The organism is Streptomyces sp. UC4497 (assembly GCF_054871485.1).
The window spans coordinates 142068-155557 of sequence record NZ_JBTYHB010000019.1; the positions used below are offsets into that span (position 1 = coordinate 142068).

General features: G+C 70.3%; 12 protein-coding genes. 7 read left to right on the forward strand and 5 right to left on the reverse strand.

All coding sequences use genetic code 11. From position 1 onward, the window contains the following. Positions 1-86: 86 nt before the first annotated feature. From ACYSUO_RS25395 to ACYSUO_RS25415, 5 genes are all read left to right on the forward strand, one after another. A complete protein-coding gene (locus ACYSUO_RS25395; protein ID WP_461778549.1) occupies positions 87-413 on the forward strand; it encodes a TcmI family type II polyketide cyclase in 327 nt (108 codons plus the stop codon). After that, complete coding sequence (locus tag ACYSUO_RS25400) at positions 410-1684, forward strand: beta-ketoacyl-[acyl-carrier-protein] synthase family protein (protein ID WP_461778550.1); 1275 nt, start codon at positions 410-412, stop codon at positions 1682-1684. The genes ACYSUO_RS25395 and ACYSUO_RS25400 overlap by 4 nt, the downstream gene beginning before the upstream one ends. Continuing rightward, complete coding sequence (locus ACYSUO_RS25405) at positions 1681-2901, forward strand: ketosynthase chain-length factor (RefSeq protein ID WP_461778551.1); 1221 nt, start codon at positions 1681-1683, stop codon at positions 2899-2901. The genes ACYSUO_RS25400 and ACYSUO_RS25405 overlap by 4 nt, the downstream gene beginning before the upstream one ends. A gap of 19 nt (positions 2902-2920) precedes the next feature. Beyond that, complete coding sequence (locus tag ACYSUO_RS25410; RefSeq protein ID WP_461778552.1) at positions 2921-4699, forward strand: ABC transporter ATP-binding protein; 1779 nt, start codon at positions 2921-2923, stop codon at positions 4697-4699. Between the two features lie 70 nt (positions 4700-4769). Further along, the gene (locus ACYSUO_RS25415; RefSeq protein WP_461778553.1) at positions 4770-6710 is read left to right on the forward strand and encodes a multicopper oxidase family protein; all 1941 of its coding nucleotides are present in this window, start codon (positions 4770-4772) and stop codon (positions 6708-6710) included. A gap of 13 nt (positions 6711-6723) precedes the next feature. On the opposite strand, the gene ACYSUO_RS25420 is transcribed toward ACYSUO_RS25415, so the two are convergent. From ACYSUO_RS25420 to ACYSUO_RS25430, 3 genes are read right to left on the reverse strand one after another with little or no spacing between them, the layout of a single operon-like run. Then, on the reverse strand, positions 6724-7125 hold the full coding sequence (locus tag ACYSUO_RS25420; protein WP_461778554.1) for a GNAT family N-acetyltransferase: 402 nt from the start codon (positions 7123-7125) through the stop codon (positions 6724-6726). Beyond that, complete coding sequence (gene purB / locus ACYSUO_RS25425; protein ID WP_461778555.1) at positions 7109-8380, reverse strand: adenylosuccinate lyase; 1272 nt, start codon at positions 8378-8380, stop codon at positions 7109-7111. The genes ACYSUO_RS25420 and purB overlap by 17 nt, the downstream gene beginning before the upstream one ends. Before the next feature lie 2 nt (positions 8381-8382). Then, entirely contained in the window at positions 8383-8646 is a 264-nt protein-coding gene (locus tag ACYSUO_RS25430) for a hypothetical protein (RefSeq protein ID WP_461778556.1), read from the reverse strand. Between the two features lie 206 nt (positions 8647-8852). Between ACYSUO_RS25430 and ACYSUO_RS25435 the strand changes: the two genes are divergently transcribed. Further along, positions 8853-10034 (forward strand): glycosyltransferase, encoded by a 1182-nt coding sequence (locus tag ACYSUO_RS25435; RefSeq protein ID WP_461778557.1) that lies wholly within the window; start codon positions 8853-8855, stop codon positions 10032-10034. Between the two features lie 149 nt (positions 10035-10183). Here ACYSUO_RS25435 and ACYSUO_RS25440 read toward each other — a convergent pair whose 3' ends face one another. Together ACYSUO_RS25440 and rfbA are read right to left on the reverse strand one after the other, a co-directional pair. Then, positions 10184-11263, reverse strand: coding sequence for a glycosyltransferase (locus tag ACYSUO_RS25440; protein WP_461778558.1), 1080 nt, complete (start codon positions 11261-11263; stop codon positions 10184-10186). 87 nt (positions 11264-11350) lie between these two features. Further along, positions 11351-12220 (reverse strand): glucose-1-phosphate thymidylyltransferase RfbA, encoded by an 870-nt coding sequence (gene rfbA, locus ACYSUO_RS25445; RefSeq protein ID WP_461778559.1) that lies wholly within the window; start codon positions 12218-12220, stop codon positions 11351-11353. Positions 12221-12413: 193 nt separating this feature from the next. Here rfbA and ACYSUO_RS25450 point away from each other — a divergent pair, with 193 nt between their 5' ends. Beyond that, positions 12414-13421, forward strand: a complete 1008-nt coding sequence (locus ACYSUO_RS25450; RefSeq protein WP_461778560.1) for a Gfo/Idh/MocA family protein — start codon at positions 12414-12416, stop codon at positions 13419-13421. The last annotated feature ends 69 nt before the right edge of the window (positions 13422-13490 follow it).

The window sequence follows — 13490 nt, forward strand, 5'->3', positions numbered from 1 at the left end:
GCCGCTTTCGGAGAAGGAACTCGCCGAATGGACGGCACTGGTCAGGAATGTGTGACAGGCGCAGCACAGTTTCGAGGAGACGTCGTATGCACAGCAATCTGATAGTGGCCCGAATGGATTCCCGGTCGAGTGCCGACGTGGCCCGACTGTTCCGGGACTTCGACGCGTCGGAAATGCCGCACCTCATGGGCACCCGGCGCCGTCAGCTCTTCATGTACAACGGCCTGTACTTCCACCTCCAGGACTTCGAGGACGACCACGGCGGCGAGCGCATCGAGGAGGCGAAGACGGATCCGCGGTTCGTGCGCATCAGCCGCGACCTCGACCCGTTCATCGGCGCCTACGACCCCGACACCTGGCGTTCGCCCGCGGACGCGATGGCGCGCCGCTTCTACTCCTGGGAGTCCAAGTGAGCGGCCGGCGCGTGGTGATAACCGGCGTGGGGGTGGTCGCCCCGGGCGGGATCGGTACCAAGAACTTCTGGAACCTGCTCAGTGAGGGCCGCACCGCGACCCGCTCGATCAGCTTCTTCGACCCGGCGCCGTTCCGCTCCCGGGTGGCGGCGGAGGTCGACTTCGACCCGTTCGAGCACGGACTGCGCCCGCAGGAGGTCCGGCGTACCGACCGTGCCGCGCAGTTCGCCCTGGTCACCGCCCAAGAGGCGGTCACGGACAGCCAGTTGGACCTGAACGCGCACGCTCCGCACCGCGTCGGGGTGGCCGTCGGGAGCGCGGTGGGCGCCACCATGGGGCTCGACGACGAGTACCGGGTGGTCAGCGACGGCGGCCGGCTCGACCTCGTCGACCACACGTACGCCGTGCCGCATCTCTACAACTACTTCGTGCCGAGTTCGTTCGCGGCCGAGGTCGCCTGGTCGGTCGGCGCCGAGGGGCCGTCCACGGTGGTCTCCACCGGCTGCACCTCGGGCATCGACGCGGTGGGGTACGCCGCGGAGCTGATCCGGGACGGTTCGGCCGAGGTGATGATCGCCGGTGCCACGGACGCGCCGATCTCGCCGATCACCCTGGCGTGCTTCGACGCGATCAAGGCGACGACACCGCGCAACGACGACCCGGAGCACGCCTCGCGTCCCTTCGACCGCACCCGCAACGGGTTTGTGCTGGGCGAGGGTTCGGCGATGTTCGTCCTGGAGGAGTGGGAGTCCGCGCGCCGTCGCGGCGCCCATGTCTACGCGGAGGTCGCCGGGTACGCCTCGCGCTGCAACGCCTTTCACATGACCGGGCTGCGTCCCGACGGCCTGGAGATGGCCGAGGCCATCGGCGCCGCCCTCGACGAGGCGCGGGTCGACGCGCAGGCCGTCGACTATGTCAACGCCCATGGTTCGGGCACCAAGCAGAACGACCGGCACGAGACGAGCGCCGTCAAGCGCAGCCTGGGCGAGCACGCCCGGCGCACCCCGATGAGCTCGATCAAGTCGATGGTCGGGCACTCGCTGGGCGCGATCGGCTCGATCGAGATCGCCGCCTCGGTGCTGGCCATGGAGAACCACGTGGTGCCGCCGACCGCCAATCTGCACGACCCCGATCCCCAATGCGATCTCGACTACGTGCCGTTGACCGCACGCGACTGGCGCACCGACACGGTGCTCACCGTCGGCAGCGGCTTCGGTGGTTTCCAGAGCGCCATGGTGCTCGCCCGACCGGACAGGAACAGGACGGCATGAGCTCTCAAGTCGTGGTGACCGGTATCGGAGTCGTCTCCCCCAACGGCTTCGGCACCGAGGACTTCTGGGACGCGACCCTCGCGTCCAAGAGCGGCATCGGCCGCATCACACGCTTCGACCCGGGACAGTACCCCGCCCAACTGGCGGGCGAGATCGACGGGTTCACCGCCGCGGAGCACCTGCCGAGCCGGCTGCTCCCGCAGACCGACCGGATGACGCAGCTCGCCCTCGTCGGCGCCGATCACGCGCTGGCCGACGCGGGCGTGGACCCGCAGCAGGGCGACGCGTACGGCATGGGGGTGATGACCGCCAGCACGTCGGGCGGCTTCGAGTTCGGTCAGGGGCAGTTGCGGAACCTGTGGAGCAAGGGCAGCCAGTACGTCAGCGCCTACCAGTCCTTCGCCTGGTTCTACGCCGTGAACACCGGCCAGATCTCCATTCGGCACGGCATGCGCGGGCCCAGCGGTGTGGTGGTGGGCGACCAGGCCGGCGGTCTGGACGCGCTCGCGCACGCGCGGCGGCTGGTCCGCAAGGGCAGCGATCTCATCCTGTCCGGCGGGGTCGACGCGGCGATCTGTCCGTGGGGCTGGGCCGCCCAGCTGACCTCCGGCCGGCTCAGCACCGCGGACCAGCCGGAGCGGGCCTACCTTCCGTTCGACACGGACGCCTGCGGTCATGTCCCCGGCGAGGGTGGCGCGCTGCTGATCCTGGAGGAGGCCGGGGCGGCGCGGCGCCGTGGCGCCCGTCGTGTCTACGGCGAGATCAGCGGGTACGGCTCCACGTTCGACCCCCGGCCCGGCAGCGGCCGTCCCCCGGGGCTGCGCACGGCGATCGAGGTCGCGCTGGACGACGCGGGTGTGCGCCCCGGCGACATCGACGTCGTCTTCGCGGACGCCGCGGGTGTCGTGGACCTCGACCAGGACGAGGCCGACGCGATCAACGGTGTGTTCGGCGCCCGGGCGGTGCCCGTCACCGCTCCCAAGACGATGACGGGCCGGCTCGGTTCGGGCGCAGGACCGCTGGACGTGGCCACCGCGCTGCTGGCGCTGCGCGACGGTGTGATCCCGCCGACCGCGCATGTCGTGCCGAACGCCGCGTACGGCCTCGATCTGGTCACCGAGCCGCGGCGCACCGCCCCGGCGACGGCACTCGTCCTGGCCCGGGGCCACGGCGGTTTCAACTCGGCGCTCGTCCTGCGCTCCGGCGCCCGGGCATGACCCCACGAAGGAGACCAGCGTGACCACCACCGGGTCGGCCACCGCTCCGCATCCCTCGCACAAGCGGCGTGTCCTCGGGCTGTTCCGCCCGTACCGCCGGAGTCTGTTGTTCGTCGCGGCGCTGGTCGCCGCCTCGTCCCTGGTCTCCCTCGTCAATCCGTTCCTGATCCGGGAGATCATGGACGAGGCGCTGCCCGAGGGCCGGACCGGCCTGCTGTCGGTGCTCGCCCTCGGCATGATCGTGATCTCGGTCGCCACCAGCACCTTCAACGTGTGGCAGACCCATGTCTCGGCCAAGGTGGGCCAGTTGGTGATGCATGATCTGCGCACCGCCGTCTACGCCCACCTGCAGCGCATGTCGCTCGCCTTCTTCACGCGCACCCGCACCGGTGAGGTGCAGTCCCGCATCGCCCACGACATCGGCGGCATGCAGGTGACCGTGACGACCACGGCCACCGCCCTGGTCTCCGACCTGACGATCGTCGTCGCCACGACGACGGCCATGCTGCTGCTCGACTGGCGGCTGACCATCGCCTCGATGGTCATGCTGCCCGCCTTCGTATGGGTGAGCCGCCATGTCGGGGACGAACGCCGGGTCATCACCCGAGAGCGTCAGCGCCACTTCGCCGACCTGACCTCCATGGTCCAGGAGTCGCTGTCGGTCAGCGGGATCATGCTCGGCCACACCATGGGCCGCTCCCGCTCGCTGGCCGACTCCTTCGCGAACGAGTCCCGCAAGCTGACCGCGATCGAGGTCCGCGCCAGTACCGCGGGCCTGTGGTACCAGTCGACGATCTGGATCGTGATGGCGTCCATGCCCGCGGTCGTGTACTGGGTCGCCGGGCTGACGGCCGGTGGCGGCCGCACGGCCCTCTCGCTGGGTTCCCTGGTGGCGTTCACGACGCTGCAACAGGCCCTGTTCCGGCCGGCGCAGCGGCTGCTCACCATCGGGATCGACATCCAGAGCTCCCTGGAGCTGTTCGCCCGCATCTTCGAGTACCTCGATCTGCCGGTCGACGTCGCCGAGCCCGAACACCCCGTGCTGCCGAAGGAGTTGCGCGGTGATGTGTGCCTGCGCGGTGTGGGGTTCTCCTACGCGGGAGCGCTGCGGCCCACGCTGGAGGCCGTCGACGTGACCGTGCCCGCCGGCGGGAGCCTCGCCGTCGTCGGCGAGACCGGTTCGGGCAAGACGACGCTGAGCTATCTCATCCCCCGTCTGTACGACGCGAGTTCGGGCAGCGTGACGATCGACGGGATCGACGTGCGCGACCTGTCCTTCGACACCCTCGCCGCCGCCGTCGGCGTCGTCTCGCAGGAGACGTACCTCTTCCACGCGACCGTCGCCGACAACCTGCGGTTCGCCAAGCCCGACGCCACCGACGAGGAGCTGGTCGCGGCCGCCCGGATCGCCCATATCCACGACTACTTGACGGCGCTGCCCGACGGCTACGACACCGTGGTCGGGGAGCGTGGCTACCGCTTCTCCGGCGGGGAGAAGCAGCGCCTGGCCATCGCCCGCGCCATCCTGCGCGATCCACCCGTCCTGGTCCTGGACGAGGCGACCAGCGCGCTGGACACGCAGACCGAGCAGTCCGTCCAGGCGGCCATCGACGCGGCGAGCGCGGGCCGCACCACCATCACGGTCGCCCATCGTCTGTCGACGGTCCGCGACGCCGACGAGATCATCGTCCTGGACAAGGGCCGCGTCGCCGAGCGCGGCACGCACGACGAACTCCTCGCGCTGGGCGGTCAGTACGCCGCGCTCATCGACCGGGACACCCAGCCGGTCGCGGTGTAGCGGGCCCCAACAGGCCCGCCCTGGAGCGGAGTTCGAGCCGCTCTGGAGCGGCCGTCCCTAACTTCGCGCCATGGACACTGCTTTCGCCGACACACCGGACAGATCCGGACTCGACCGCCGTACGCTGCTGCGCGGCGCCGCCGCCGGCCTCGGGGCCCTGGTGGCCACCGCGCCCGTCTTCACCGGCTCACCGGTGGCGGCCCCGTACACCGCGGGCCCCGAACCCTCGCCGTCCGAACTGATCCTGACCAAGTTCCAGGACCGGCTGCGCATCCCGCCCGTCCTGCGCCCCAAGAGCCGTGGCAAGCACGATGAGTTGACCGTGCGTCTGCGTACCGCCGACGTCACCGTCCACTCGCAGCTGCCGCCGGTGCGGATGTGGACCTACGAGGGCTCCTACCCGGGCCCGACCATCGAGACGACCGCCGGCCGGCCGCTCCGAGTGGCCTGGGAGAACGGGCTCAGCGGCACCATCCCCGTCACGGCCGTCGACTTCGGTCTGCCGACGGGCCCCTCGGCCGACCCGCTCACCAACTACCCCGGGACCGCGGGCTGCCAGGAAGTACAGGGTGTGTCGGGCCTGGAGCCGTGGGCGGTGGTCCATCTGCACGGCATGCTCACCGGCGGCGGCAACGACGGCTGGATGGAGAACCTGCTGCCGCCGGGCGACGTGCAGCTGTCGGCCTACCCGAACCGGGACGCGGCCACGCTCTGGTACCACGACCACTCCCACCACGTGAGCCGCTTCAGCGTGTACGCGGGCCTGGCAGGACTGTTCGTCTCGCGCGGCGAGCGGGAGAAGGACCTGGATCTGCCCCGGGGCGAGTACGAGGTGCCGCTGGTGCTCAGCGACCGCAACTTCGACCTCGACGCCTCGGGCGAGCTGACCGGCCGGCTGGTGCACAAGGTGGAGATGGTCGGCGCCCAGCGCCTCATGCGCGTGCACGCGGCCCCGTACACGCTGGTCAACGGTGTCGTCTGGCCGTACTTGGAGGTCCAGCCCCGCTGGTACCGGTTCCGCGTCGTCAACACCGCGAACTCCCGGATCTACCGGCTGATGCTGCTCGCCGACGGCGAGCCGGTGCGCGGCGCCCTCCAGGTGATCGGCACCGATCAAGGTCTCACCGACCGGCCCCGCCAGGTCGAGGGGGCCCTCAACCTCTCCCCCGGTGAACGCGCCGACGTACTGGTCGACTTCGGCGAATTCCGCGGCCGCGCGCTCAAGCTGGTCAACACCCTCGAAGGCATCACCCCGGGCGACTCCAGCAAACGGAGCGACATGCTGGAGCCGGACGTGATGCAGTTCCGGGTCGCCGACCGCAGGCCCAGCACCCGTTTCACCCTGCCGGAGACGATCGATCCCGACTTCCGGCGGCTCGGCGCGGACGACCTCCCGCAGGAGCGGACCACGCGCTGGATCGCCCTGGTGGGGCCGGGCACGCAGAACATGCCCGAGATGTGGGAGATGGAGGAGATCACCCCGGACGGGCTGACCCCGCCCGCGGAAGGGATCGTGCAGGTACGGGACGAGAACGGGGTCCTCACGACGCTGCGCAGGACGGCGATGGCGTACGACGACGGAAACACCGTCCGTGCCGGGCACGAGGACCTGGAGGTCTGGAAGTACCTGAACCTGGCGGCCTCACCGCACCCCATGCACATCCACCTGGCGCACTTCCAGGTGCTGTCCCGTGCCCTCTACGACATCACCGGCTTCGACCGGAAGGTGCGTGGCTCCGCCAAGCCGATCGCCTTCAAGGCGGCGGCCGAGCTGGAGGCGCACGAGATCGGGGTGAAGGACGTGGTCCGGGTCGGGACCGCCGGTCAGATCACGGCGGGCCCGAACGGCACCCCGGGCGAACTCGTCACGGTCGCGGTGCGCTTCCCCGTGGTGGGCCGGGGCGTGCACCACTGCCACATGCTGGAGCACGAGCAGCACATGGTGCGGCCCCTCGTGGTGGGCCCGGTGGGCGGCGCGCACGACGAGGGGCACGGGGGCATGCACCACTGAGGTTCCCGGCGGCTCAGGGGTTGAGCACCCACGCCGAGTGGTGCGGGGTGAATCCGATGTGGGGGTAGTACTCGGCCGCGGCGGGGGCGGACAGCAGCACGATCTTGGCCCGCGGTGCCTCCTTGCGGGTCGCGTCGATCAGCTCGCGGCCGATGCCCGAACGCTGGTGGGCCCGTACGACGGCGATGTCGGACAGGTACGTCACGTAGGCGAAGTCGGAGACGCTGCGGGCGATGCCCACCAGTTCGCCGTCGACGCGGCAGGTGACGACGAGGTTGGCGTGGCGCACCATCTCGGCCATCCGCTGGGTGTCCTCGACGGGCCGGCGCTCGCCGAGCCCCGACTCCCGGTAGACCCTCAGCACGTCGTCGAGATCGAGTTCCCGGCCGTTCGCACGCTCAATGATCCTGCTCACGCAGCTTGTCCAATCGCTTGTGGATGACGTCATGGTGGGACAGGAACCGCTGCGGGGTCAGGCTGCCCGTGTCGAAGCCCGCGCTGTCGAGTTCACGGAGGAAGTCTCCACTGTTCGCGGCGTTCTGGATGGTGCGGTAGATCCGCTCGCGTTCGCCGCCGGAGCGCAGCTGCTCGGCGAGGACGGCGGAGCTGTAGGCGAGTCCGCCGGTGTGGTCGATCGCGGCACGCATGCGCTCCGGGAACACCATCAGGTCGCGTATCAGGGCGGTGGCCGCCGTGACTTGGTAGTGCGCGACGGTGAACGCGTCGGGCAGCACGACGCGTTCGACCGAGGAGTGCGACAGGTCGCGCTCGTGCCACAGCGCCACGTTCTCCAGCATCGCGCCGGCGTGCCCGCGCAGCAGCCGGGCCAGGCCCGTAAGGCGTTCGGCGGTCGTCGGGTTGCGCTTGTGCGGCATCGCGCTCGACCCCTGGTAGGCGGCGCCGCGCGGCTCCTCCACCTCGCGCACCTCGGTGCGCGACAACAGCCGCACCTCCACGGCGATCTGCTCGACGCAGGCGCCGAGTGTCGCGATGGCCTGCACGAGCTGGGCGTGCCGGTCCCGGGCCACGACCTGGCTGGGGGCCTGCTCCACGCCCAAGCCGAGCGCGCCGCACACGTGCTCCTCGACGAACGGGTCGATCAGCCCGTAGGTGCCCACGGAGCCTGAGACGGTGCCCACCGCGACCTGTTCGCGCGCGTCGCGGAGCCTGCGGATCGACCGGTCGACCGCGAAGGCGAACCCGGCGAGCTTGTGCCCGAAGGTCGTCGGCTCGGCGTGCATGCCGTGGGTGCGCCCGATGCACACGGTCTCCCAGTGCTCGGCGGCCCGCTCCACGAGGGTGGCGCGCAGCCGCACCGTCGTGTCGAGCAGCACGTCGCAGGCGCGCGCCAGCGTGTGTCCCAGGGCGGTGTCCACGAGGTCGTAGCTCGTCATGCCCAGGTGCACCCAGCGGGCGGTGTCGTCCGGCATGGTCTCGCAGAACGCGGCGAGGAAGGAGAGGATCTCGTGGTCACGGTCGCGTTCGAGTTCGGCGACCCGGGCGGCGTCCGGCACCGGGGCCCGCCGGATCCCCGCCAGAGCGGACTCGGGGACGAGACCCAGGCGGGCCTGCGCCTCGGAGGCGAGTACCTCCACCTCGGTCCAGGTCGCGTACCGGGCCTGGTCGGAGAAGAGTTCCGCCATCTCCGGCAGCGCGTAGCGGGGAATCACGGTCAGGCGGCCTTGCGGACGATCTCGACCGGGCGGGCGTCCAGGAGGGTGCGGACGGCCTCGTCCCCGCCGGCGACGTCGAGTTCCATGTCGTGCAGCCGGTCGATGACGTTGCGGACCACCTTCTCCTGCTGCCGCTCGCCCGAGCCCTCCCAGACCAGCTCGGGGAACACCGTCAGAAAGACCTTGTCGTTGCCCTGGCTGAAGATGTTGACTTCCATGACGTCGCGCAGCGCCATTCGGGCGTTGTAGATCAGGGTATTCATGCCTGCCACCGACTTTCGGGTATCCGGGTCCGTCGCGACACATGATGGTCGGCGCGTCGGGCGCACACAAACGTTCAACTGCGCGAATTCCCCGCTTGAACGGCATTGCCATTTCCGGGTGTTTGACAGAAAAAGGCGCCGCCGCAGACGATGCAGGCGTTCGTAAATGCGTTTGGCCGCGTCTCACGAAAAACATCCGGAGTGCCATGAAAATCCTGTTCATAACGACGGGCAGCCAGGCAACCTACTACGCCACTGCCCCGCTGGCGACGGCCGCGCGAAATGCCGGCCATCAGGTCATGCTGGCCGCCCACGAACCCTGGGTGGAGACCGCGGAGGCCATCGGGCTTCCCACGTTCTGCTACACGGTCGACCCGATCCGGCACTTCATGCGGATCACCAACCCCGGCAAGGGGCTGCGCTTCCCGCGGGAGCTGGGCGACGAGGAGATGATCGGGCAGGGCCGCGGCTTCGCGCAGATGGGCCTGGCCGGCGTCAAGTCCCTGCTGGAGCTGGCCAAGGACTGGACTCCGGACGTCGTCGTCGGCAGCTCGCAGAGCTACGCGGCGATGCTGCTCGCGGCCCACCTCAAGGTGCCCTACGTCCGGCACGTGGAGTACCTGGGCATCCCGCTGACCGGGATCGACCCGGGCGCCGAGGCCGAACTCCGCCCGGAGATGGAGCGGTTGGGCGTGGACGGGCTGCTCCGGCCCGACCTGCTGATCGACTCGACCCCGCCCTCGCTGCGCCCGGCGCAGGACCCCGAGGCCCAGCCGATGCGCTGGATCCCGAGCAACCCGCAGCGCCGGCTCGAGCGGTGGATGTACACCCGCCCCGAGGGGCGTCGCCGCGTCGTCATCACGTCCGGCTTCCGCAGCCTGATGTTCCGCGATCCGGGCTGGACGATGCCGCTGCTGGTCAGCGAGTTGAACAAGCTGGGCGCCGAGGTGCTCATCGCCGCCTCCCCGGGCGCGGCCGAGCGTTTCGGCACCGAGCTCGGCGACGCGCGGGTCGGCTGGATCCCGATCGACGTGGCCGCGGCCACCTGCGACCTGGCCGTCCACCACGGCGGGGCGACCACCGCCACGAGCCTGATGGCCAACGGGGTGCCGCAGCTGATCATTCCGGAGAACCCGCCGGAGTTCCCGCCCAACTACCACCGCGAGGCCATCGCCGGCGCGATCAGCGGGTTCGGTGCGGGCAGGACGCTGTGGCCGCAGGCGCAGGAGCCGGACACGGCGCCCGGCGCCGTGATCGCCGCCGCCTGCCGCGAGCTGCTCGAGGACCCGAGCTACACGGAGCGCACGCAGTTCCTCGCCAAGGAGATCGCCACGCTGCCGACGCCCGCGGACATCGTGCCGCGCCTGGAGGCACTGACCACCGGCTGACCCGGCCCCGTACGGCGCGCATACGAATCGCCCCGGAACCACGGAGATCCTCCGTCGGCTCCGGGGCGATTTCCGTGCGCGACGCGCCTTACGTACGGGCACACGAAAGTGCCGCCGGCCCGCGGGTGGGGGCCGGCGGCAGTCGGTGCTCAGCGGGCGGCGAGCGCCTCGATGTCGCGCAGTACCTCGTCGGGCCTCGGCAGCGCGGCGCTCTCCTCGGCCAGCAGCCGGGCGCGCTCGGCGTACCGGGGGTCGTCGAGGACCGACCGGGCGGCCTCGACCATGACCTTGTACGGGTCGCGGCCCTCCTCGGGGCGGTGGCGGTCGACCAGTTCGGCCGCGCCGAAGTCGCGTACCGCTTCGGCGACGGCCTTGCCGTATCCGTTGTCGGGGGCGATGAGTTGGGGCACACCGGAGTTGATGAGGGTCATCGCCGTGGTGGCTCCGCCGTGGTGGACCGCGAGATCGCAGGTGGGCGCGACGACGTCGAGGGGGATCCAGCCGATGCGGACGTCCTCGCCCAGTTCCGCGCCGAACCGCTCGGCGGCCTCGGGCAGCGCCGCGACGAGCACCTCGGCCCCGGCGCCCGACAGTTCCTCGACCAGGGCGCGCAGTGAGCTGCCGGGGGTGTCGAGCACGAGGTTGCGGGTCCCGGCGGTGATCAGGACCCGCGGCCGGCCCTCGGGCCTGGTGTACATCCACGGCTCGACGCGCCGCTGGCTGACTCTCGGCACCCAGCGCATGGACCGGGCCTTCGGGGCTCCCGCGGGGCGCAGCGACGGCGGGCACAGGTCGATGAAGAGGTCCGGGTCGGGCAGCTCGTCCAGCCCCAACCGTTCCAGTTCCGGCTGGAGTTCGGCCACGGCCGTGCGGTCGCGCCGCGCCATCTGGGCGATGTGCCAGATGTGCCGTACGTAGGGGACGCGCAGCCGGGCGGCCAGCACCCGCGGGACGTGGGAGAGCCCGCCGACCACCACATCGGGCGCCCATTGCCCGGACAGTTCCAGCAGTGCGTCCAGGCGGACGGATGCCGTCATGGCGTCCTGGCCGTAGCGCATGCGTTCGGGCGTGATGCAGATCGCGGGCAGTCCGACGGACTGTGCGGCCGCCATCAGCGGTTCGTCGGCGGCCAGCAGGATCTCGTGTCCCGCGTTGCGTGCGGCGGCGGCGAGCGGGGCGACGCCGAACACGGCTGCCTGGCTGCCGCCGACGGTGAACAGGAATTTCATGGCGCTGCCGTTTCTTCCGGTGAAAGGGCCCCGGTGGGAGTCCGGTGGGAGTCCCACGGGAGGGGATGCGGTGCCTTCGGGCGCGCCTCAGCCGGCCTGGGCCATCTCCATGACGTACCGGCCGTAGGAGGAGTTCGCGAGCCTGCTGCCGAGGCGGTAGCAGTCGTCACGGTCGATGTAGCCCATGCGCCAGGCGATCTCCTCGAGGCACGCGATGCGCACTCCCTGGCGGTGCTCCAGGACCTGGACGTAGTCGCCGGCCTCCATGAGGGCGTCGTGGGTGCCGGTGTCCAGCCAGACGAATCCGCGGCCCAGCGGGATGAGCGTGGCCTCGCCGCGCTCCAGGTAGACGCGGTTGAGGTCGGTGATCTCCAGTTCCCCCCGCTCGGAGGGGCGCAGCCCGCGGGCGATGTCCACGACGGAGTTGTCGTACAGGTACAGCCCGGTGATGGCCATGTTGGTCTTGGGCTTGGCCGGCTTCTCCTCCAGGGCGATGAGCCGGCCCTGCTCGTCGAGTGTGCCGACGCCGTAGCGCTCGGGGTCGCGCACCGGGTAGCCGAACAGCACGCAGCCCCGGATGTCCTCGGCGGAGCGCTGCAACAGGCGGCCGAATTCGTAGCCGTGGAAGATGTTGTCGCCGAGGACGAGGGCGACGGAGTCGTCGCCGATGTGGTCGGCCGAGACCAGGAACGCGTCGGCGAGGCCGCGGGGCTTGTCCTGTTCGGCGTAGGTCAGGGTGAGCCCCAGCCAGGATCCGTCTCCCAGCAGCCTGCGGAACATCTCCAGGTCGTCGGGGGTCGTGATGATCTCGATCTCGGTGATGCCCGCGAGCATCAGCGCGGAGAGCGGGTAGTAAATCATTGGCTTGTCGTAGACCGGGAGCATTTGTTTCGAGACGCCCAGCGTGATCGGATGCAGCCTCGTACCATTGCCGCCGGCCAGGATTATTCCTTTCACCGTGGCACCTCCTCAGTGACTTCGTGCCCCGTGGGCGATGCGAGCACTTTATCGGCGGTTAACACGCGTTCAAAAGGCCCGTCGGTCACCATCGGGCAGTCGGGGAACGGACATTGACAACCGCAGGTCGGCTATCCAGTCTTGGGGCGTCCCGGTTCAGGCATGTGCATTCTTATATCGTTTGGGTGGACCTGTGAAAATAGAAGGGCCAACGTCCGTTCTCGAATCCGAGCGGAGAGCCGGTATAGGCATCGTCGGATGCGCCGACATCGCCGTACGGCGCGCCATCCCGGCCATCCGGGAGTCGCCTTTCCGGCTGTCCGCGATCGCGAGCCGGTCGGCCGCGAAGGCCGAGGACGCCGCCTCCCGGGCCGGCTGCGCGGCGGTCGTCGGGTACGAACGTCTGCTGGAGATGCCGGAGATCGAGGCGGTCTACATCCCGCTGCCCAACAGCGAGCACGCGCGGTGGGCGCGCCGGGCGCTGGAGGCGGGGAAGCACGTACTGATCGAGAAGCCCGCGGTGTCCTCACGGCGCACGGCTCTGGAGCTGACGGAGCTGGCCGAGTCGAGCGGGCTCGCGGTCATGGAGAACTTCGCCTTCCTGCGTCACCCGCAGCACGACCGGGCACAGGCCCTCGTCGCGGACGGGGCGATCGGTGAACTGCGCTCCTTCACCGGGTCGTTCGGGATTCCGCCCACCGATCCGAGCGGCATCAAGTACCAGGCGGAGCTCGGCGGCGGATCGCTGTGGGAGGTGGGCTGCTACCCGGTGCGCGCCGCCCAGGCCTATCTCGGCGCGTCCGCCCGGGTGGTGGGCGCGAGCCTGTCCCACGACACCGCCCTCGGCGTGGACACCTCGGGCTCCGCGCTGCTGTGCGACGACGCCGGGACCACCGCGAACTGCTCGTTCGGGCTGTCCCACAGCTACCGCTCGACCTACGACGTGTGGGGCAGCGAGGGGCGGCTGATCCTGGAGTGGGCGTTCACGCCCGCGCACACGGCGCGTCCGGTGCTGCGGCTTCAACAGCGGGACGTCGAGACGACGATGACCATGCCGGCCTGCGACCAGTTCGTGGGCGTCTTCCAGACGTTCCACGACGCCGTACTCGATCCCGCGCGGCGTGCGACGCACCGTCAGGACATGGTGCGGCAGGCGACGTTGATGGAACAGATCAAGGACCACGCGAACGGCGCCGCGTGAGATGACACGGGCAAGGCGCGGTAAGGCGGCGGGCACTGTTCGTACGTCGGGAGCAGTCCCGCGGCCGCA